This window comes from Brevundimonas sp. DW-iso22 (assembly GCF_058725425.1).
The window spans coordinates 612,594-632,780 of record NZ_JBZXEB010000002.1 but is presented as its reverse complement, the minus strand read 5'-3'; the positions used below and the strand labels follow the sequence as shown (position 1 = coordinate 632,780).

Genomic DNA, 20,187 nt, shown 5'->3' with positions numbered 1-20,187 from the left:
TTCAGTGGGGGCACGGAAAGGTGGTCCTCAAAAGATGTTCCTGACTTGTTCTCCTGGCATTAACCTGGCAATCTGCCACCTTGGACTGCCGGGGAATCGTCTATGTCGGAGTATGCCATCATGGTGAAGCAGGCAGGCCAGGCGGTGGCGGACAAGGCTGTCAGCCTTGGCTATATCGACGGGCCTGCGGAGCCAGCGGTCACCCAACCCAAGCTCAAGCTCGTGCGTGGTGACGAGGATTCCGCGCCAGCGGACTTCACATTCATCGACCTGTTCGCCGGTATCGGAGGATTACGTCGCGGCTTTGAATCCATCGGTGGCAAATGCGTTTTCACGTCCGAGTGGGACAAGTACAGCCAGAAGACCTACGCCGCTAACTTTCCGAACGACGATCACGAGATCAACGGCGACATTACCAAGATCGATGTCGAGGATATCCCTTCCCACGACGTTCTGCTGGCCGGATTTCCGTGTCAGCCGTTCTCGATTGCTGGTGTTTCCAAGAAGAACGCGCTCGGGCGCGCGCATGGTTTTGAAGACAAGACGCAGGGGACGCTGTTTTTCGACGTGGCGCGGATCATCGCCCATCACCGACCCGCGGCCTTCCTGCTAGAAAACGTTCGAAACCTGATCGGCCACGACAAGGGGAAGACGTTCCAGACGATCAAGGATGTTCTGACCGAAGAGCTAGGCTACACGATCGACTGGCGCGTTATCGACGGCCGATCGTGGACCCCGCAGCATCGCGAGCGGATTTTCATCATCGGGTTTCGTGAAGATCAGGAGTTCCGGTTCGCCGATTTAAAGCTACCGGATGCCAAACCGAAGCTGGGCGACATCCTGCACCCCGGCGACGGTTCAGAAGTGCCAGACCAGAGGTTCACCGTCGGCAACTCCGGGAGAGTGTCGGAGAAATACACCCTCACGGATCATCTCTGGAACTACCTTCAGCGCTACAAGGAGAAGCATCAGGCGGCCGGTAACGGCTTCGGGTTCGGCCTGGTTGGGCCTGACGACGTCGCGCGTACGCTTTCAGCGCGATACTACAAGGACGGTTCTGAAATCCTGATCAGACAGGAAGACGGAAAGGCGCCGAGGCGCCTGACGCCGAGAGAGTGCGCCCGTCTGATGGGATTTGACGAACCGCAAGGGAATGAATTCATCATCCCCGTCTCGGACACCCAAGCCTACCGCCAGTTCGGAAACTCGGTCGTCGTTCCTGCCGTAAAGGCTGTGGCTGAACACATGAAGCCGCACCTGTTCAGGGCGTTGGCGGCCAAGCGCAAGGTGGCGGTTGGCTGACGTTGTCGACCCGGTAACCCGCAGCCGGATGATGTCCGGCATTCGAGGCAAGAACACCAAGCCCGAACTGACCATTCGCAAGGCGCTTCACGCGCGCGGTTTTCGCTACCGGATTCATTGCAAGGACCTTCCGGGTAATCCGGATCTGTGCCTACCGAAGTATCGGGCGGTGATCTTCGTGCATGGGTGCTTCTGGCACGGGCACGATTGCCACCTGTTCAAATGGCCCAAGACAAGGCCGGAATTCTGGAAAGCTAAGATCGAGCGGAATCAAACTGTGGATTCACAAGTGAAGGATCGTCTTCTCTCTGCCGGTTGGAGAGTGGCTACCGTGTGGGAATGCTCACTGAAGGGGCGAGCAGCTGGCCAGCAGTTTGACAATCTCGTCCGTTCGCTATCGGACTGGATATGCACTGATGGGGAGTTGCTAGAGATCGTGGGCCTGCAATGAAGCGAGGAAACCTAGCCGATCATTTCGTCGGTGTCGGCGTTAAACGCCTCAGCGGAACGGAGGTAGATCCTCGGGTATCGAATGGTCACGAATTTCAAGGAACGAGAGTTCTGCAAGCCTTTCTTGGTATACCTGCAGATCGAATGGTCCTTCCGACCCGATACATCTGGCTAACGGACGACGCAGAACCGGAGGCTCTCGATGGCACAGCCACCTGGTATGATTCTCGCGCAAACCAGGCTCATCGGTCGGCCGAGCCGAGACTGTTATATACTGCCGAAGCAGAGCCCATCGTCTACCGCGCGGCCGAAGGAGACACGCTTTTCGTCTGCCTGACCAAGGCTCAGACCCTGCTGATTATCATCTGCCAAGCGGGTAGCGATATCGAGCAGCAACTCTTGTGGCTCTTCGGACTAGAAACTCCAACTGCGCGGTTCACGCAGACAGATTTCGGAGATGGTGGGCCTGAACTTGGCTTTGCGGCACGCCAAGTACTTGAAGAGATTGGGATCGAAGTTGAAGTCGCCGATGATCGGTGGCTTGATCTATTGACGGCTAAGTTTGGCAGCGCGTTCCCGACAACAGCAGTCTTTTCTAGCTTCGCACGCGCACACGCTGAGGTAGACGCTCATGGACAGCCGGACGCTGCGCTGATGAGTTGGATCGAAACGGAAGAGGCAATGTTTTATGCCTTTGAGCGCCATATAGTTTCGAAGCGCATAGCAGAAGGCTTCGTTGAAGCCGACGGAGCCACGGACGTTGATGGCTTTATGAAGTATTCTCTCAGCGTTCAGAACAGGCGGAAGTCGCGCGCGGGATATTCTTTAGAGAACCATCTGGTAGCGCTTTTTTCCGCTCACTCTCTAGCTTTTGATCACGGCAAAAAGACCGAGGCAAACAAGAAGCCTGACTTCCTGTTCCCCAGCTCTGCTGCGTATCAAGATGCAAACTTTGACTGTAGCCGACTTACCCTCCTTGGATCGAAATCCACCTGCAAAGATCGTTGGCGACAGGTTTTATCTGAGGGCGCACGCGTTCGGCAGAAACACCTCGTTACCCTAGAGCCGGGCATATCGCGGAACCAGACTGATGAGATGGCGGCCGAAGGCCTCCAACTTGTCGTACCACTCGCCATTCACGCTAGCTATTTGGAAAGCCAGAAGTTTTGGCTCTTCTCACTGAGCGCCTTCTTAGAAATGGTTCGCACCAAAGCTGGCTAAGACTCTTCCCACCACTCCGCGGTCGCTCTTCCTATAAGAGAATAAGGCAGGGTTGGGCGACGCCCGGTGAAGATTTCATCACCCCCTCCGTCACGTCGCCAAGGGGCGACGCGCCACCTCCCCATTCGCCAAGCGGCGAACGGGGAGGAGACGGACGTGCGAAGGCAGCATCGCTTCCAGATGGACACCATTGGATATCGCGCACTGGATATGTTGGTGACATGGGCGTTTGCGGGGCGATCTGTGCACTTTGCCCGCCATAGGTCGCGGCGGGGCTAGGCTTGTGGCCATGACACAGGCGAAACAGACGACTGAAACCGCGACCGACGAACCGGCGATGGCGAGGACCGATCCGCGGCGTGGGCGGGAGCGCAGGCCGTACAAGATCCGGGGGCCGGAGACATGGGCGCTGATCCGCGAGAGCTATCTGGCGGGGGCGTCGGCGCGGCAGCTGGCGGCGCGGTACGATGTGACGGAATGGGCCATATGGCGCCGCGCGTGGAAGAAGGGCTGGACCAAGCAGGACCGGGTCGAGCCGGTGCCGCCGCCTGCGCTGGGACCCCTGACGCCTGAGCTCGAAGGGGGTGCGGGCTCTGTCGATGGGCATGCCGATCCGGGCGCCCTGTCGCGCGAGGCGCTGGCCGGCGTGGCGCGGGCGATGAAGCAGAGCCGTCTGGATGAGGCACGCAAGCTGGCGCAACTGGCCGTGTCGCTGGGGCGGCTGGGGGAGGGGCCGGGGCGGGGCAACTTTACCCTGAACGACATGGTGCGGGTCATCTTCGATGACGCATACTGCGTCGAGGTGATGGGGATTGACCCCGATGGACCGCCGAACCCCGACAAGAGACTGTATTGGGAGCTGCTGCAGCAGACCCGCGAAGTCCGCGAGGAGGCGCAGGTGGAGTTGAAGACCGAGGGATATCGCGAAGGCCGGGCCGAGCTGAGAGCCGAGCTGGGGCTGGAGCCGGAAGCGGACCCGGAGCCGGGCGCGGAAGGGGCGGCGATCTACCGGTTCTATGGCGGCAGGGTGTATCGAAGGCGTCGGGCGTGAATGCCAGCCTCTGCACAGGCTCCCGGCACAGCGGCCCGGAACCCGATCCTCTCCTCACCATTTGAGCACCCATGAAAACAGCCATCGTCACCGGAGCCGCAGGCCTGATCGGCCGGGGGATTTGCCAGGCCCTGATCGCAGACGGCTGGACCGTCGCGGGCTTTGATCTGAAGCCGGGGCCGCAAGGGACGCGGTCGGTGATCTGTGACGTCGGGGACGAGGCGTCGGTGACGGCGGCGTTTGCCGAGTTGGGGTGGGCGGCGCTGGACCTGCTGGTCAACAATGCGGGGATCGCCCAGCCCGATCGGGGGCCGATGGCGGAGCTGTCGCTGGCCGAATGGCGCAAGGTGACGGACAGCCACCTGACCGGGGCGTTCCTGATGAGCCGGGCGGCGATACCGCTGCTGGGAGTGGCGGGGGCGGGGACGGGGGCCATCATCAACATGGTCTCCACGCGCGCCTTCATGTCCGAGCCGAACACCGAGGCCTATGCCGCCTCCAAGGGGGCGCTGGTCGCGCTGACGCACGCCATGGCGATCAGCCTGGGGCCGAAGGTGCGGGTCAATGCCATTGCGCCGGGCTGGATCACCGATGACGACGACCTGAGGCCGGTCGACCATCAGCAGCATCCGGTCGGCCGGGTGGGGCGACCCGAGGATATCGCCGGGGCTGTGCTGTATCTGGCCGGGGCGGGGTTCGTGACGGGTCAGGTGTTGAGCGTCGACGGCGGCATGACGCGCAAGATGATCTACGCGGACTGAGGCGTTCAGCGCCTGATGGAGCCGAGGATCGGCTCGAACAGGTGGCTGGCCAGGTGGCGCACGACGGGCACGACCACGCCGTCGCCGGTCAGGTGCAGGGCGTCGCCCTGGCCTGCCGGGAGGTGATAGCGGTCGGGAAGTCCCATCAGGCGGGCGGTCTCGCGCGGGGACATCAGCCGCGAGCGGAGGCGGTCGCCGGTGACCTCCAGCACGATCTGGCGGCTGGAGCCGCCGCCGGGGGTGCGCAGACAGCCGGCGATGCCGTCGAAACGGACCTCGGCCCGCTGGATGCGGTGGCCGTTCTCCTGGCGGGTGCGGCGGTAGGCCGTGCCGTGGGTCAGGGTTCCGTTGCGGCGGGCGGCGGCCAGCTTCTGAAAGTTCAGCGGGCTCATCTGGGACAGCAGGCGGGCGGTCTGGTCCGGGGTGTGCCAGGGGGTGGCGGGGCCGTCGGGTTCGATCAGGTCCGTCAGGATGAGAGTGCGTGGCGGAGGCGCGGGCAGAGACCAGCACAGGGTGCGGGCGGCGACCTCGGGCGGCAGGGCGTGGACGGCGCGGACGACGGCGGGCGTGTGGAAGGGGCCGTCTGGCTTGGCGCTGTGCAGGGAGGGATCGAGCGGGATGCGGTCGTGCACGCCGATGACGAACAGACGGGGTCGGGACTGGGGCAGGAACCGCTCGGCGTCGATGACCAGGGCTCCGGGGCGATAGCCGCCCTCGGACAGGGTGCGCATCAGCACGGCGAAGTCGGCCCCGCCGCGCGACGTCAGGGTGCCGCAGACATTCTCGATGGCGACGAGGGCGGGCGCGCGGTTGTCGGCGGCCAGACCCTCGATCACGCGCCAGAAGCCGTGAAAGGCTCCGGACCGGTGGCCTGCCAGGCCCCGGCCCGCGCCCGCCAGCGACAGGTCCTGACAGGGGAAGGAGGCCCAGGCGAGGTCAGCCTGACCGGGCAGTTGATGAGGCGTGATGTCGGCGACGTCGCCCAGGTGGAGTTCGTCGCTTCCCCAGTTGGCGCGATAGGCGGCGGCCTTCTTTGCGTCGATGTCGTTGGCGAAGCGGCAGGTCCAGCCCTGACCCAGACCGGCGCGCACCATGCCGCCGCCGGCGAAGAATTCGTAGACCTCAGCCACGGTCGTCGATGACGGTCAGCTCGGGCCAGCGGGCGCGGGCGCTGGCCACGGCCTTGTCCCAGCCCTTGGCGCGTGGGCGGTTCGGATTAGGGCGCAGGGTCATGGCGAACAGGTCGTCCAGGCCGAAGGGGGCGGCGACCGTGATGCGATCGTCGGACTCCAGCCGGATGCCGACCGCGAAGGCCGGGGCGACGAAGCGGGACATGGCCTGATCGGTGTCGGTCAGAGGCTCATACGGCTCGCCGAAGCGGTCATGGAACCACAGGTGGACGCGGGCCTGATTGCGGGCCTCGACGAGGTCGCGCAGGGGCGGCTGGAAGGCGGCGGCGACGCGGCGGATGACGACGTCCTCGGCATGGTATGAGGTGTCGGGGTCGAAATAGCCCAGGTCGTAGTCCTTGATGCCATAGCCGATCGCGCGGTCGGTCCGGGCGTTCCAGACAGCCTGATAGACCGCGCCGGAGAAGACGCGCCAGTCGGGCAGGTCGAGGGTGCGGACGGTGGTCAGGACCTGCATCAGTTGTGGCTGTTGCCGGACGATGGCGATGAGGCGGGTCTCCAGATCGTCCATTCTCAGCGGTCGCGCACGGGCCAGGCGTGATCCAGCGGGCCGTGACCGCCGCCCAGGCCCGGCGCGCGGCGGATGGCTTCCGAGACATAGGCCCAGGCGTTGGCGACGGCGGTCTCCAGCGGCAGGCCGCGTGCCAGACCGGCGGCGCAGGCGCTGGCCAGGGTGCAGCCGGTGCCATGGGTGTGCCGCGTCTCGATGCGCGGCCCCTCCAGCAGGGTCTCGCCGGTCGGGGTGATCAGGACGTCTATCACGGTCTCGCCCGGCACATGGCCGCCCTTCATCAGCACGGCCTGTGCACCCATGCCCAGCAGGAAGGCACCCGCCCGACGCTGACCGTCCAGGTCGGTGATGGTGAGACCTGTCAGGGCCTCGGCCTCGGGCGCATTGGGGGTCAGCAGGGCCGCGCGCGGGATCATCAGGCTGCGGACGGCGGCGACGGCGTCGGCGTCCAGCAGGGGGTGGCCGCCCTTGGCGATCATGACGGGATCGACGACGGCGGGGGCCGGGGTGGTGTCCAGAAGGGCGGCGACGCGCTCGATCACGGCGATGGAGCCCAGCATGCCGGTCTTCACCGCATCGGTGCCGATGTCGTCCAGCACGGCGCGGGCCTGTTCTTCGATGAGGTCCAGCGGCAGGGGATGCACGCCGTGGACGCCCAGGGTGTTCTGGACCGTGATGGCGGTGATCGCGGTGGCGGCGAACCCGCCCAGCATCGTGATGGCCTTGATGTCCCCCTGAATGCCCGCGCCGCCGCCGGAATCGGACCCGGCGATGATCAGGACGCGGCCGAGGTCGGCGGGGGGCGGCGGAGTGTGGGCGGGCATGGACCTGAGATGGCCGATGGAGGCGATCAGGGCAAGCGGTCGATGGCCGACAGCGCCGCCTGCACCTTCAACGCCTGGACCGTCTCGCGCACGTCATGCACCCGGATGACGGCGGCGCCGTTTCGGGCGGCCTCCAGGGCAAGCGCCAGTGAGCCGCCCAGCCGGTCGGTAGCATTCGTGGCGGTCGGGTCGATGGACTGGATCGTGCGCTTGCGGCTGGCTCCGTAGAGGATGGGCAGGCCGGTGGCGGTGAGGCGGTGCAGATGCCGGGTCAGGGCCAGATTGTGAGCGGCGGTCTTGCCGAAGCCGATGCCGGGGTCCAGCCAGATGCGGTCGGGCGCGAGGCCTGCGGCCATGACCTCTCCGGCCCGCGCGGCCAGCCAGTCGGCGACCTCGGCGACCACGTCGTCGTACTGCGGGGCGTCCTGCATGGTCTGCGGCTGGCCCTGCATATGCATCAGCACGACGTCGCATTGCAGCGCGATGGCGGTGGCGACGCTGTCTGGCGCAAAGCTCAGGGCGGTGACGTCATTCCAGATATTGGCCCCGGCGGCGACGGCGATGCGGGCGACCGGGGGCTTCATGGTGTCGATGCTGATGGCCCCCGACCATCCGGCGTCGCGCAGCCCGGCGATGACGGGGGCGGTGCGGGCGATCTCGGTGTCGACGTCCACGGGCGTCGCGCCGGGCCGGGTGCTCTCGCCGCCGATGTCGAGGATGTCCGCGCCCTGTTCGGCCAGCTTCAGGCCGTGAGCGATGGCGGCCTGCACGGTGTCGTGCCGGCCGCCGTCGGAGAAGCTGTCAGGTGTGACGTTGACGATGCCCATGACACGGGGGCGTTGCAGCGGTCGAAGACTCATCCCTTGCCGCCGATCAGACCGGCGATGGCGTCCAGATAGACGCCGAAGGCCTTGCGTCCGTCAGCCGTAATGGAGACGCGGGTCAGGGGCTTGTTGTCCTTGAAGCTCTTGGCGATGGCGACATAGCCGGCCTCTTCCAGCTTTTTCAGATGGACCGACAGATTGCCCTGGGTGGCCTCCAACGCATTCTTCAGCTCGGTGAAATCGGCCGTATCGGTATCGACCAGATAGACCATGATCCCCAGCCGCAGGCGGCCGTGGATGACGTCGTCGATCCGTCCGAGGTCGGCCAGGCCCATGCGTCAGGCCCGCTTTGCCGCGCGCGCGTCGCGGTACATGATCCAGCCGGGCAGGGCGAAGAGCAGGAACAGGGCGGCGGTGCAGACGCCCAGATACCAGTCGACCTGACGCACTAGCAGACCGAGCGCGACCGCCGTGACCCACCCGCCGATGGCGGTCGCCAGCATCCAGGGCTTGCGCTTCAGGGTATAGACCAGAAGCCAGGCCGACCCCTGAAGGCAGAAGACGACGGCGGGATAATACAGCCAGACGGCGAAGTCCTGATCCCGCATCGCCCCGACGCCGAAGATGATGATGACGGCGACATTGGCCATGCCCGCGCTGCTGAAGGCGGCGTTCAGGATGCGAGTCGCCAGGGGGCCGCGCGTGCCGCCGACCCCGTCGGCCTTGTCCTTGCGGATGGCCCAGATCAGGACGATCATGAAGGCCGTGCTGATGCCGATGACGAAGGCCAGATTGGCCAGATCGGGCCAACGGATGACGCCCGTCGCCTGACCGATGTGGAACAGGCATTGCAGACCATACAGAAGGCCGCCGGCCAGATAGGCGACGGCCAGGGTCAGTTGAGGCTTGCCGCCGCCCTCGACGATGGCGCGCATGAAGGCCAGGTCGTCTTCGGCGGAGTGAAGGCGGGACGGGGTGGGCATGCGGGTTTCTCCGGCAACCGGCTCGTCCCTGAGGTGAACGAGCCGGTTCGTAATGGCAAGCTATTCGGCGGGCACAGGGTGGGGAACGGGAGGCTTGCGCCACGGGACGCGGCGACCATTCAGGGCCTTGCCGACGAAGGTGTGGCGCACCAGCAGTTCATAGCTGATGAGAGATACGGCCATGACGCTCCCGACAACGGCTCCCAGCTTGCCCCACCAGGGCAGCGACACCTCCAGCATCAGCACCTGTCCCGCCATGACCAGCGGCAGATGGATCAGATAGATCCAGTAGGAGGCGTCGGCCAGATAGCGGCGCACGGCGCTGTAGCCACTCATGAACCGTAGCGACAGGCCGATCGCGGCGAAGGTCGCGGTGAAGACGGCGAAGGCATAGACGGCGGCGGCGAAGGCCTTCATCGACGGATCGGATATCGGCATCAGCGACGGGATGGGTCCGCCAGAAATCATCAGGGCTCCGGTGCCCGTGCCGATGGCCACGAGGCTGAACAGGGGCCACAAGCGCTCGATCCGGGACAGCAGGTCGCGGCGACGGTCGAGCAGGATGCCGAGCGTGAAAGCCAGGCCGAAGCCGGTGACAGCGGCAGGGTTGGGCACGAACCCCTTGTCCGGCGTCGGAATGCCGAAGAAGACGATCCAGTCGGGCGTCAGCCACAGGGCCAGGGCCAGGGGCGCGGCGAGGACGGCAGGTGTCAACGGACCGATCAGGATGTTGGTCAGGCGATCCAGATTCCTGACGAGGCTTCCGTCGCGGTCGATACGCTGGCCGATCAGGCGGACGGCGAGGAAGACGCCGTAGAAGAGCAACAGCACCCACAGGAACCACAGGTGTAGCAGGGGGAAGGTCTCCAGCGTCAGGGGCGGGGGTGGCGGGCCGTCGGTCGGGATGGAGCCACCGTTGTCGATGGCGGCCTTCCAGACGATGACCGCGATGACGGCAGGAAAGACAACCCACCATATGCCGAACATCGGATTGGCGATCCGTCCGGCTCGATCCTTGACGAAACCCCAGACGCCCCGGCGTCCCAGCAGCAGATGGGCGAACAGGCCTGCAATCAGGAAGAAGGTCGTCATCCGGAACAGGTGGATGGCGAAGAACAGCACACTGGCGACGGGCGAGGTCTGGTCGTCCGGAAAGAGCCAGATCGGCGTCGGCAGATAGGACAGGCTGGCGTGCAGGACGACGCCGAGTATCAGGGCGATGCCGCGCAGGGCGTCGAGTCCATGGAGGCGTTCGGAGTGTGGTGTGGTGGACGGCATGGGATTCCCCTCTCGGTCTGACCATGCAATACATAAGACAAGTTTGAAATGCAAACATGTTGATTCGGTCGTGTGTATGGTCTGGCTTTGTGCGTCGGTCGAAGGGCCTCGCATCTGAAAATATGCTCGACTTCCGTCAGGTCATCACGGAATGTTACAGACTGGTGGATCTGGAGATATTGCCCAATGCCCATGACATCGCGCGCCGGATTTCAGGTCGATGAGGCATTGGCGAGCTTCATCGAAACGGAGGCGCTGCCGGGGCTAGGGCTCGAGGCGGCGGGTTTCTGGAACGGCGTGGCTGACATTCTTGCCTGGGCTGCGCCTGAGAACCGGCGCTTGCTGGCCATCCGGAACGATCTTCAGGACCGCATCGACGGCTGGAACCGCGAGCGGAGGGGCCAGCCCTATGACGTGGCGGCCTCGCGCGCCTTTCTGACCCAGATCGGCTATCTGGTTGAGGAACCCGCGTCCTTCACCGTCGATCCGCGCAATGTCGATGCCGAGGTTGCGACCCTGGCAGGGCCGCAGCTGGTAGTTCCGATCCTGAACGCGCGCTTTGTGCTGAACGCCGCCAATGCCCGGTGGGGAAGCCTGTACGATGCGCTTTATGGCACGGATGCGCTGGGCGACCTGCCGCCCGCCGGACCCTTTGATGCGGCACGGGGGGTGCGGGTCGTAGCGCGCGCCAAGGCGTTTCTGGACGAAGCCGTGCCGCTGGCCGAGGGCAGTTGGGCCGACCTGGCCGCCCCGCTGGCCGGCATCGCTCTGCGTCACCCCGAACAGTATGTCGGACACAGCGACAGTTCGCGCCTGTTCCGACACAACGGCCTGCATATCGAGGTGGTGTTCGATCCAACCCATCCGATCGGCGCGACCGATCCGGCGGGCATCGCTGATGTCATCCTGGAATCCGCCCTGTCGACCATCGTGGATCTGGAGGATTCCGTCGCAGCCGTCGATGCGGCGGACAAGATCGCGGCCTACCGCAACTGGCTGGGCCTGATGAAGGGCGATCTGGTCGAGACCTTCGACAAGGGCGGGCGGTCGATGACGCGGGCGCTCAACCCTGACCGGATGTTCACCGACCCGGACGGGACGACCGTCACCCTGCCGGGCCGGGCCCTGCTGTTCGTGCGCAATGTCGGGCATCTGATGACGACCCCGGCGATGCGTCTGGCCGACGGCACCGAGGCTCCGGAAGGCGTGCTGGATGCCATCGTCACCAGCCTGATTGCCCTGCACGATGTGAAGGGGCAGGGGGCGTTCCGAAACAGCCGGGCGGGTTCAATCTATATCGTCAAACCCAAGATGCACGGGCCCGACGAGGCCGCCTTCACCAACCGCCTGTTCGACGCGGTCGAGGATCTGATCGGCGCACCGCGCCACACGATCAAGGTCGGGGTGATGGACGAAGAGCGCCGCACCTCGGCCAATCTGGCGGCCTGTATCCAGGCGGTGAAGGACCGGATCGTCTTCATCAACACCGGCTTTCTGGACCGTACCGGCGACGAGATTCACACCGCCATGCAGTACGGCCCGGTGGTGAGAAAGGGCGACATCAAGTCGGCCGCCTGGATCGCCGCCTATGAGGCGCGCAACGTCGCCATCGGCCTGAAGCACGGCCTGTCCGGACGGGCCCAGATCGGCAAGGGCATGTGGGCTGCGCCCGACCGCATGGCCGACATGCTGGACCAGAAGGCGGCGCATCCGAAGACGGGTGCCAACACCGCCTGGGTGCCGTCACCCACGGCCGCGACCCTGCATGCCCTGCACTATCATCAGACCGACGTGTTCGCGCTGCGAGACGCGATCGCTGGCACAGCGACGCCCGATCTGGACCTGCTGCTGACCCCGCCGCTGGCGGAAGGGCGCAATTGGTCAGACGCCGAGGTGGCCGAGGAACTGGACAACAACGCGCAAGGCTTGCTGGGCTATGTCGTGCGCTGGATCGATCAGGGCGTCGGCTGTTCAAAGGTGCCGGACATCCACGACGTCGGCCTGATGGAAGACCGCGCGACCCTGCGGATCTCGTCCCAGCACATGGCCAACTGGCTGCTGCACGGCGTCTGTACGCGCGAGCAGGTCGAGGCGGCGCTTTTGCGTATGGCGGCCAAGGTCGATGCCCAGAACGCGGGCGACCCGCTTTACCAGCCGATGGCCCGCGATCCCGAGGCCAGCCTGGCGTTTCAGGCGGCGCGGGCGCTGGTGTTCGAAGGGGTCGATCAACCGAACGGTTACACCGAGCCGCTGCTGCACGCCTACAGGCTCAAGACGAAGGCGGTGGGCTGACTACTCGCTGCCGGATCGCCACAGGTTGTTGGTCAGCGGCTCGATCAGATAGGCCAGCGCCGTGCGCTTGCGTAGCAGGACGACGACCTCGACAGGGGCACCCGGACGGATGGTGTCGGCCGACCGGCCCAGCTTGGCCAGTTCCTCGGCCGGTACCACGATCTCGACCCGGAAGAAGGTCTCGCCGGTCTGTTCGACGGTAAAGCTGTCGGCCGAGATACGCGTCACCCTGCCGTGGATGATGGGTGGATTGCTCTCGCGCAGGCCGGGGAACTTCACCTCGGTCTGCTGCCCGGGCTCCAGATTATCGACATCGTTGGGGCTGATCTGGGCGACGATGACCTGGGAGGCTTCGCTGGGCACCACCTCCATCAGCGTCTGGCCGGCCTGAATGACGCCGCCCTGGGTGAAGATGGTCAGGCCCACCACCTGGCCCGTAGCGGGGGCGCGGACCTCGCTGCGCGCGATCTGGGCGCGCAGTTCGGCCAGGCGCGGACGAAGTTCGTTCAGCTGGACATCGATCAGCCGGAACTGTTCGGCCACGTCCTCGCCCAGTTTCGTCGAGACGCCGGACATTTCCAGCCTGGCCTGGCCGATCGCTTCCCGGGACTGGGCAATCTGTGATCGCAGCGCGCCCTGTTCGCCATCCAGTTGGGCAGCGGCGCGTTCCAGCGCCCTGACCCGCGTCTGCGGGGCATAGCCTTGCGCCGCAAGACTGCGCATGCCGGTCAGCTCTTCCTGTATCAGACGCTGCTGTTCGACATTGGCGGCGATCTGACCCTGGTAGCCGACGATCTGCTCGTTCAGCTGGTTGACGCGCTGGCCCAGTACGCCGGTTTCGGTCGAGCGCCCGGTTCGGCGCGCGTTGAACTGGGCCTGCTGGATACGCAGCGATTCCTGGGCCAGGGCGGCGTCGTCGGCGTCGAGGCTGGCGAATTCGGCGGGGGTTGGAATGCTGGCCAGGCGATCGCGCTCTGCGACCAGCCGTGCCCGCTGGGCCAGCAGGGCATAGACCTGACCGGCCACGCCGCGCTCTGTCGCCGTCAGTTCGCCGGTGCCTACACGCAACAGGACCTGGCCCTGACGGACCGTGTCCCCCTCCTCGACCAGCAGGGCACTGACTACGCCACCGTCGCGGTGCTGGACCGCCTGGCGATTGCCGGACACGGCAACCGAGCCCTGGGCGTAGGCCCCCTGATCCAGGGGGGCAAAAGCGGCCCAGCCGAGGAATATCACGAAGAAGGCGACGATGATGGCTCCACCGATCATCAGCTCGCGGCGCGGCGCGTCTGTGACGACGGTGGGTTCGGGTGGTTGTGGGGCCGTGGGTTCAGCGGCTTGGGGGGCAGCGTGCGTCATGAAGCGGGTCGCGGGCCGCGCGGCTGATTCTGGAGTTGCTGAGCCTGGCTTTGGGATTGGCTCTGAGCCTGGGACGGCTGTTGCGGCTGGCTGGCCGGCGGGGTCGGGCGCCCGGCTGTGGCGCGCATCTTCTCCAGTACCTCTTCGCGTGGACCTTCCTGCTGAACCATGCCGTCTCGCATGACCAGAAGGCGATCGACGCGGGCCAGAACCCCGGCCCGGTGCGCGATCACGACCACGGCGGCTCCACGCGCGGCCGCGCCCAGGATGGCCTGCATCAGAGCGGCCTCGCCTTCCTGATCGAGGTTGGAGTTCGGCTCGTCCAGGACCAGCAGGACGGGTTCGCCATACAAGGCCCGCGCCAAGGCAACACGCTGGGCCTGACCTGCCGACAGGCCCTGGCCGAAAGGCCCCAGGATGGTGTCGTAACCCTTGGGAAGCCGCAGGATCAGCTCATGGGCACCCGCCGCCATTGCCGCCTTGACGGCACCGGCGTCCGCGACGTCCTGGGTTACGCCGGTGGCGGTGGCAAATCGCGAGATATTGTCCTTGATCGAACCGGCGAACAGGCTGGGTACCTGGGGCAGGTAGCCGATGTATCGAGCCAGTTCGTCGCCGTCGCGAGCATCGTATTCGGCCCCGTCCAGTCGGATGGCCCCGGCCTGGGGCTTGAACGCTCCGGCGATAACGCGGGCCAGGGTGGTCTTGCCCGAGCCGCTGGCCCCGACGATGCCCAGGGTCTGGCCCGGTTGCAGGGCGAAGGCGACGCCGCGCAACTGCGGCGTCTCGGTATCGGGGAATTTGACCGTAATGCCCTCGACCTGAAGCCGTCCGCGCGGGGCGGGAAGGGCCGTTCGTTCGCGCTCTACGCCAGCGGTGCCTGCAAACAGATCGGTCAGTGTCTTCCAGCTGGCGACGGCCTGGACCAGGCTGGGCCAGACGCCGACCAGAAGTTCGATGGGCGCGACCGCGCGGCTGAGCAGGACGGAGGCGGCGATGATCGAGCCCGGCGTGATGTCGCCCTTGACGGCCAGGTAGGCCGCCAGCCCCAGTGCCGCTGACTGCATCACCAGCCGCAGGAATTTGATCGCGCCGGAATAGCGCCCGCCGGCCAGCTGCGCGTCGGCCTGGGCGGCGGTCGCGTGTTGACGCTGGTCGATCTGGCGCGCGATCGACGACTGACGCATGCCCAGGGCGCGGACGACTTCAGACTGGCCGGCAATGCTTTCCTGGGCAGAATAGGCGTGGTTCTGGGACTGGATCGCCTTGTTCAGGCGGGGACGGGTGTCCCGCTCGTTCAGCCAGGCCAGCGCGAAAAGAATTATTCCACCGACGAGGGTCAGCACCCCGATCAGCGGATGGAGCAGGAAGCAGCAGGCCAGGTAGATAGGCGTCCACGGCGCATCGAACAGGGCCAGCATCCCCTGGCCGCCGATGGCCCCGCGCACATTGTCGAACTCGCGCAGGGCATGGGTGTTCGGGGACTTGCTCTGCAAATCCATGACCCGCGACAGGACCTTGCCAGACAGCATCCGGTCCAGACGAAGTCCGGCGCGCAGCATCAACCGACCGCGCAGCCAGTCCAGCCCGGACAAGGCGGCCAGGGCGAACAGGGCCACCACCGTGATCAGGACCAGCGTCGTCAGACCACCGGTCGGCACGACCCGGTCATAGACCTGCATCATATAGAGGGTCGGTGTCAGATACAGCAGGTTGACCAGGGCGGAGAACACCGCCGCCCAGACGAAATGGGTCCTGCACGCCTTCAGCGCCTCGGCCAGGGGCTCCGTGCCCGGTTTACTGGGAAGCAGGTTCTTGAACACGAAGGCGGACACAGTCCTTGCGATTGAGCAGATATTTTAGCGCGTTACCGCGATCACGGATAGCCGGAGGTCTTTCAGGAACGGCGCGAACCCGGTCCGGGATGCATCGCCCTTTTCAAACGCCAGCTTGACACCCTCACACAGTATGTAGCACACACTGTGTGTCACACACTATGTGACGTCTTCAATGCGAGCTTGCTGATGCCCGAGGGCACCGACATTTTCGAGACCATGCGGTTGGAGCTGCGGCGCGGGTCATTGGTCCTGGCCGTGCTGGCGTGTCTGCGTACCGAACGCTACGGCTACAGCCTGCGTCAGGCCCTGGCCGCCGACGGGCTGGAGATGGAGGAAAGCACCCTCTATCCGCTGCTGCGCCGACTGGAGAGCCAGGGTTTGCTGGATAGCGAGTGGCGCGAGGAGGAGAAGCGCAAGAAGCGTTTCTATCGCCTGTCCCCGCAGGGCGTGACCCTGCTGGCCGCCCTGACTGATGAATGGCGGGGCATCAATGCCTCGCTCGACAAGATTCTCTGACAAATCTGATCTGGAGGGGACCTGAGATGGACCTGATCGACCACTATCTGAACGCCGTCGCCGCCCAACTGCCGCAGGCCGAGCGCGACGACATCATCGCCGAACTGCGCGACCTGATCCTGAGCCGTTTCGAGGCGAAGGAGGAGGCGCTGGGCCGCGACCTGACCGATGAGGAAAGGGAGGCCATCCTGCGCGAAATCGGTCATCCGCTGACCGTGGCCGGGCGCTATCGCAAGGGGCCGCAGTCCTTGATCGGACCTGAGCTGTTTCCGTGGTGGCTGTTCGCGGTCAAGGCCGGGCTGCTGGTGATGATCGCCATTCAGGTGGTTGTAGCGGTGGTCCATGTGGCGACAGGCACCAGCGATGTGGGGGAGGCTATCGGCAATGCGTTCAGCGGCGCGTTCGAATCCGGCCTGTTCATCATCGGCCTGGCTACGGTGGCCGGGGCCCTGTTCGAGCACAACGGCTACAGGCCCGACTTCATGACCCATTGGCGGGTGAAGGACCTGCCGATGTTCAATCTGTCCGATCCCGACCGGTGGAGCGAGACCCTGCAAGGGCGATCGGGCCAAGGTCGATCAGGTCAGGGACGAACGGCCAGGCCTGCAAGATCGTCGAGCGGAGTGTGGCGGTCCCAGGCCGTGCAAGGTCGCTGGCCGGGCGGAGAGGCTGTGTTCGGTATCGTCGCCCTGCTGGTCTTTATTTCCTGGTGGACGGGGGTGTGGTCGATTTCGGACCTGGACAACATCGCGATTTCCGGTGGTCGGGCCGAGGTCGTTCCATCCTCGATCTGGCAGGCGAACTTCGTGCCGATTCTTCTGCTGGCCATTGGTCAGATGTGGATCGAGATCCTCCGCCTGTTCCGGCCGCAATGGGTGCGTTTCCGGGCTGCGCTTCAGGTGGTCGCCTCCGGCATCGGCCTGGCCATCGCCTGGACCATCTTTCAGTGGGGCCACTGGTTTACTCTCAGTGACAATGGGTCCTCGGTCCGGATTGCCGGGGACTGGGTGCTGCTTGATTTCGACCGGTTACACGCCGTAGGCGAGGGATCGCGTGATCTGGTCGGTGCCGGCAGCACCCTGTCGCTGATCCTGACCTGGGTCATGGTGGCGGTGATGATCTCTCTGGTCTTCTCGATGGCCCGCCATGCCTGGAGCGCGATACGCGGCTAGGTCCCATCACCGCCATGTCCGAAAACCGCGAGACATGGGGCGTGGCCCGGCGCATTCTTCGCTCATGGAAACGCCCGCCGACATCCTGGATCAGGAGGCCTGCTATCGCGCCGTGCTGACGCGGGATGCGCGGTTCGACGGACGATTCTTCGGCTGCGTGAAGACCACCGGCATCTACTGCCGTCCGGTCTGCCCGGCCCGCACGCCGCGGCGCGAGAACATGACTTTTGTCCTCAGCGCAGCGGCGGCAGAAGAGGCGGGGTTTCGCGCCTGTCTACGCTGCCGCCCCGAGACCGCACCGGACATGGGCGCCTGGCGTGGGACGTCGAATACGGTCAGCCGGGCCCTGGCCCTGATCGAGGCGGGGGCGCTGGACGAGGGCAGTCTGGAGCAACTGGCCGAGCGGCTCGGCGTCGGAGAGCGCCACCTACGCCGACTGTTCCGCCAGCACCTGGGGGCCGCCCCGATCAGCGTCGCCCAGACGCGGCGCGTGCTGCTGGCCAAGGCGCTGATCCATCAGACCGACCTGACCATGGCCCAGGTGGCCCTGGCTTCGGGCTTTGGCAGTGTCCGGCGTTTCAACGAGACGTTTCAGGCGCTGTATGACCGCCCGCCGTCGGCGCTGCGTCGCCGTGGCGAGCGGATGGGCGACGGCGGAGTGCGGCTCAGCCTGCCATACCGGCCACCCTATGACTGGGACGCGATGCTGGTGGCCCTGTCCGCACGCGGAGACACGGTCGAGGGTCTGCGCTGGTCGCGTTCGCTGAAGGATGCGATCGATGGAGCCGAAGGCTTGGTCTCGGTCCTGCCAGGAGCCGCTGGTCGCGTCGATGTGTGTGTGGAAGTCGACGACCTGCGCGCTGTGCCCGGCGTGCTGTCTCGCGTTCGCCGCGTCTTCGATCTGGCCGCCGATCCGGAGGCTATTGGGCGCGATCTGTCGGCCGATCCGGCTCTGGCACCCTTGATCCGGTCCCGGCCGGGACTGCGACTGGCGGGCTTATGGATCGACCCCGATCCGACGGCACCCAGCGACCGGCTCGAAGTCGCAACTCTGGCACCTCGCGCGGAGGCCTGGCGGCCCTGGCGTGCCTATGGGGTGCTGTATGTGAACCTGGCGGGCCTCACCGCCGCCGATCTGGAGGAGAGTGATGTCAAGAACGCGGCCTGAACCCTTGCCCCTGACGCTGGACCGCATCGACACGCCCGTGGGGCAGGTTTTGTTGATCACCGACGCAGCTGGAGCCGTCCGGGCGCTGGACTTTCACGATTACGAGGCACGCATGATGCGATTGCTGGCACGGCACTGCGGGCCTTTCGAGCTGCTGCCCGGCGAGGCTCCGGCCCGGGTGAAAGACGCAGTCAGGGCTTATTTCGACGGTGACCGGACGGCGCTTGGTGACGTGATGACCCAAACCGGCGGCACCGACTTTCAGCGCGCGGTCTGGGCGGCCTTGCGGGTAATTCCGGCGGGTCAGACCCGCACCTATGCCCAGATCGCCGAAGCGGCGGGTTCCCCCCGCGCCGTTCGTGCCGCCGGCATGGCCAATGGTCAGAACCCCATTGCCCTGATCGTCCCATGCCACCGCGTCATCGGGGCAGATGGTACTCTGACCGGCTATGCGGGGGGAGTGGAGCGCAAGCGTTGGCTGTTGGCGCATGAGGCTGCTCAGTCGGGCAAGAAGCCTTGACAGTTCATCCGCACACGGGGTGATCTGCCTCCGGGACGCTGGGGAGCACTTGAAATGAATTGGCTACTGTCCGCGGTCGTCGCCACGTCGTTAGTGGCGCAGGCATCAATGTCATCATCGCAAGACGTCGATGACTGGGAGTTTGACCAGAATGCAGCTGACGGCCGGATGGTCGCGGCGGTAAGGTACGACGGGGGCGCTGCACTGGTCGTGCAGTGCCGCGCCGGTGCCCTGACTGCGGTCGTCGCGGGTCTGGGCCAGGTCGATAAGCGGCTGGTGCTGTCAGCTACACGGGCCGATGGCAGAAGCGACACGCAGGTCTGGGCACCGGGCGGCGGGCCGGGCGTCTTGCGTAGTGAAATACCGGCCAGGGACATTCGCTTCATGCGTGGAGGAGGCCTGTATTCCCTGCGCGGAGCCGACGAGGACGGGTCAGGGGTCAGGGCCGACTTCGACCTGCCGACCCAGTCCGCCAACCTGGATCGCGTGCTTAGCGAATGTGGCTGGGCACTGACCGACGACCGTGATCAACTGACGCGTGCCAGTGTCGATGTCTCTCTGGTCGATCCAGCATCGCAGCGCCCCAGCAGGCTGTCCTCGGCAAGCCGACGTGGTGCGCCACGCGCTCGGGGGCCATCGCCATCCGACACGCCAGTCGCCGCACCTGCAGAAACCCAGATCAGTTGCGTGGTGCGCGAGCGGCGACTGTCGGATTGCAGACCCGACCACGCGCGCCTGGTGGAAACCCGGGCGAGCGAGCGGATCGTGGAGGCACTGGAGGGGCGCAACATATTTGCCTCCGACGCTGCAGCTCACGAAGGAGCCGTCTTCTACGCAGGGGGGGCGCGGACGATCACGGTCGTCGACTACATCACGGTACGGTCCCGCTGATCCACTCCGGAGGCTTGCATTTCTTTCACATGCGCC

At 65.5% G+C, this 20,187-nt stretch carries 20 protein-coding genes; 11 read left to right on the top strand and 9 right to left on the bottom strand.

Features of this window, described 5'->3' with window-relative positions; genetic code table 11:
- The first annotated feature begins 102 nt into the window (after nucleotides 1-102).
- From dcm to AC4PRM_RS03065, 5 genes are all read left to right on the top strand, one after another.
- The gene (gene dcm, locus AC4PRM_RS03085; RefSeq protein ID WP_492038744.1) at nucleotides 103-1,302 is read left to right on the top strand and encodes a DNA (cytosine-5-)-methyltransferase; all 1,200 of its coding nucleotides are present in this window, start codon (nucleotides 103-105) and stop codon (nucleotides 1,300-1,302) included.
- A complete protein-coding gene (locus tag AC4PRM_RS03080; RefSeq protein WP_492038743.1) occupies nucleotides 1,295-1,753 on the top strand; it encodes a very short patch repair endonuclease in 459 nt (152 codons plus the stop codon). The genes dcm and AC4PRM_RS03080 overlap by 8 nt, the downstream gene beginning before the upstream one ends.
- A 143-nt stretch (nucleotides 1,754-1,896) precedes the next feature.
- A complete protein-coding gene (locus AC4PRM_RS03075) occupies nucleotides 1,897-2,973 on the top strand; it encodes a type II restriction endonuclease (protein WP_492038742.1) in 1,077 nt (358 codons plus the stop codon).
- A 289-nt stretch (nucleotides 2,974-3,262) separates the two neighbouring features.
- Nucleotides 3,263-4,024 (top strand): hypothetical protein, encoded by a 762-nt coding sequence (locus tag AC4PRM_RS03070; RefSeq protein WP_492038741.1) that lies wholly within the window; start codon nucleotides 3,263-3,265, stop codon nucleotides 4,022-4,024.
- A 71-nt stretch (nucleotides 4,025-4,095) separates the two neighbouring features.
- The gene (locus AC4PRM_RS03065; RefSeq protein ID WP_492038740.1) at nucleotides 4,096-4,785 is read left to right on the top strand and encodes an SDR family NAD(P)-dependent oxidoreductase; all 690 of its coding nucleotides are present in this window, start codon (nucleotides 4,096-4,098) and stop codon (nucleotides 4,783-4,785) included.
- Between the two features lie 5 nt (nucleotides 4,786-4,790).
- Here AC4PRM_RS03065 and AC4PRM_RS03060 read toward each other — a convergent pair whose 3' ends face one another.
- The 7 genes from AC4PRM_RS03060 to AC4PRM_RS03030 are packed head-to-tail and all read right to left on the bottom strand — an operon-like array spanning nucleotide 4,791 to nucleotide 10,395.
- The gene (locus AC4PRM_RS03060) at nucleotides 4,791-5,915 is read right to left on the bottom strand and encodes a DNA cytosine methyltransferase (protein ID WP_492038739.1); all 1,125 of its coding nucleotides are present in this window, start codon (nucleotides 5,913-5,915) and stop codon (nucleotides 4,791-4,793) included.
- Entirely contained in the window at nucleotides 5,908-6,486 is a 579-nt protein-coding gene (locus tag AC4PRM_RS03055) for a nucleotidyltransferase family protein (protein ID WP_492038738.1), read from the bottom strand. Before AC4PRM_RS03055 ends, AC4PRM_RS03060 begins: the two co-directional genes overlap by 8 nt.
- A 2-nt stretch (nucleotides 6,487-6,488) precedes the next feature.
- Nucleotides 6,489-7,310, bottom strand: a complete 822-nt coding sequence (gene thiD, locus AC4PRM_RS03050) for a bifunctional hydroxymethylpyrimidine kinase/phosphomethylpyrimidine kinase (protein ID WP_492038737.1) — start codon at nucleotides 7,308-7,310, stop codon at nucleotides 6,489-6,491.
- Between the two features lie 26 nt (nucleotides 7,311-7,336).
- The gene (folP, locus tag AC4PRM_RS03045; RefSeq protein ID WP_492038736.1) at nucleotides 7,337-8,170 is read right to left on the bottom strand and encodes a dihydropteroate synthase; all 834 of its coding nucleotides are present in this window, start codon (nucleotides 8,168-8,170) and stop codon (nucleotides 7,337-7,339) included.
- On the bottom strand, nucleotides 8,167-8,469 hold the full coding sequence (locus AC4PRM_RS03040; RefSeq protein ID WP_492038735.1) for a winged helix-turn-helix domain-containing protein: 303 nt from the start codon (nucleotides 8,467-8,469) through the stop codon (nucleotides 8,167-8,169). Before AC4PRM_RS03040 ends, folP begins: the two co-directional genes overlap by 4 nt.
- Nucleotides 8,470-8,472: 3 nt before the next feature.
- On the bottom strand, nucleotides 8,473-9,117 hold the full coding sequence (locus AC4PRM_RS03035; protein ID WP_492038734.1) for a hypothetical protein: 645 nt from the start codon (nucleotides 9,115-9,117) through the stop codon (nucleotides 8,473-8,475).
- Nucleotides 9,118-9,177: 60 nt separating this feature from the next.
- On the bottom strand, nucleotides 9,178-10,395 hold the full coding sequence (locus AC4PRM_RS03030) for an acyltransferase family protein (RefSeq protein ID WP_492038733.1): 1,218 nt from the start codon (nucleotides 10,393-10,395) through the stop codon (nucleotides 9,178-9,180).
- Nucleotides 10,396-10,581: 186 nt separating this feature from the next.
- Between AC4PRM_RS03030 and AC4PRM_RS03025 the strand changes: the two genes are divergently transcribed.
- The gene (locus AC4PRM_RS03025) at nucleotides 10,582-12,687 is read left to right on the top strand and encodes a malate synthase G (protein WP_492038732.1); all 2,106 of its coding nucleotides are present in this window, start codon (nucleotides 10,582-10,584) and stop codon (nucleotides 12,685-12,687) included.
- On the opposite strand, the gene AC4PRM_RS03020 is transcribed toward AC4PRM_RS03025, so the two are convergent.
- Together AC4PRM_RS03020 and AC4PRM_RS03015 are read right to left on the bottom strand one after the other, a co-directional pair.
- Entirely contained in the window at nucleotides 12,688-14,046 is a 1,359-nt protein-coding gene (locus AC4PRM_RS03020) for an HlyD family type I secretion periplasmic adaptor subunit (RefSeq protein WP_492038731.1), read from the bottom strand. It lies immediately after the preceding gene.
- Nucleotides 14,043-15,869, bottom strand: a complete 1,827-nt coding sequence (locus AC4PRM_RS03015; RefSeq protein WP_492038730.1) for a type I secretion system permease/ATPase — start codon at nucleotides 15,867-15,869, stop codon at nucleotides 14,043-14,045. The genes AC4PRM_RS03020 and AC4PRM_RS03015 overlap by 4 nt, the downstream gene beginning before the upstream one ends.
- A gap of 201 nt (nucleotides 15,870-16,070) precedes the next feature.
- On the opposite strand from AC4PRM_RS03015, the gene AC4PRM_RS03010 reads away from it, so the two are divergent.
- The 5 genes from AC4PRM_RS03010 (at nucleotide 16,071) to AC4PRM_RS02990 (ending at nucleotide 20,151) form a co-directional block, all read left to right on the top strand.
- On the top strand, nucleotides 16,071-16,400 hold the full coding sequence (locus AC4PRM_RS03010) for a PadR family transcriptional regulator (protein WP_373256044.1): 330 nt from the start codon (nucleotides 16,071-16,073) through the stop codon (nucleotides 16,398-16,400).
- 26 nt (nucleotides 16,401-16,426) lie between these two features.
- Entirely contained in the window at nucleotides 16,427-17,572 is a 1,146-nt protein-coding gene (locus tag AC4PRM_RS03005) for an HAAS signaling domain-containing protein (protein WP_492038729.1), read from the top strand.
- A 64-nt stretch (nucleotides 17,573-17,636) separates the two neighbouring features.
- Nucleotides 17,637-18,740: a bifunctional transcriptional activator/DNA repair enzyme AdaA gene (locus AC4PRM_RS03000; protein ID WP_373256040.1), complete on the top strand. Its 1,104-nt coding sequence runs from the start codon at nucleotides 17,637-17,639 to the stop codon at nucleotides 18,738-18,740.
- Nucleotides 18,721-19,260 (top strand): methylated-DNA--[protein]-cysteine S-methyltransferase, encoded by a 540-nt coding sequence (locus AC4PRM_RS02995; protein WP_373256038.1) that lies wholly within the window; start codon nucleotides 18,721-18,723, stop codon nucleotides 19,258-19,260. The genes AC4PRM_RS03000 and AC4PRM_RS02995 overlap by 20 nt, the downstream gene beginning before the upstream one ends.
- Before the next feature lie 108 nt (nucleotides 19,261-19,368).
- Nucleotides 19,369-20,151: a hypothetical protein gene (locus tag AC4PRM_RS02990; protein WP_492038728.1), complete on the top strand. Its 783-nt coding sequence runs from the start codon at nucleotides 19,369-19,371 to the stop codon at nucleotides 20,149-20,151.
- Nucleotides 20,152-20,187: the final 36 nt, after the last annotated feature.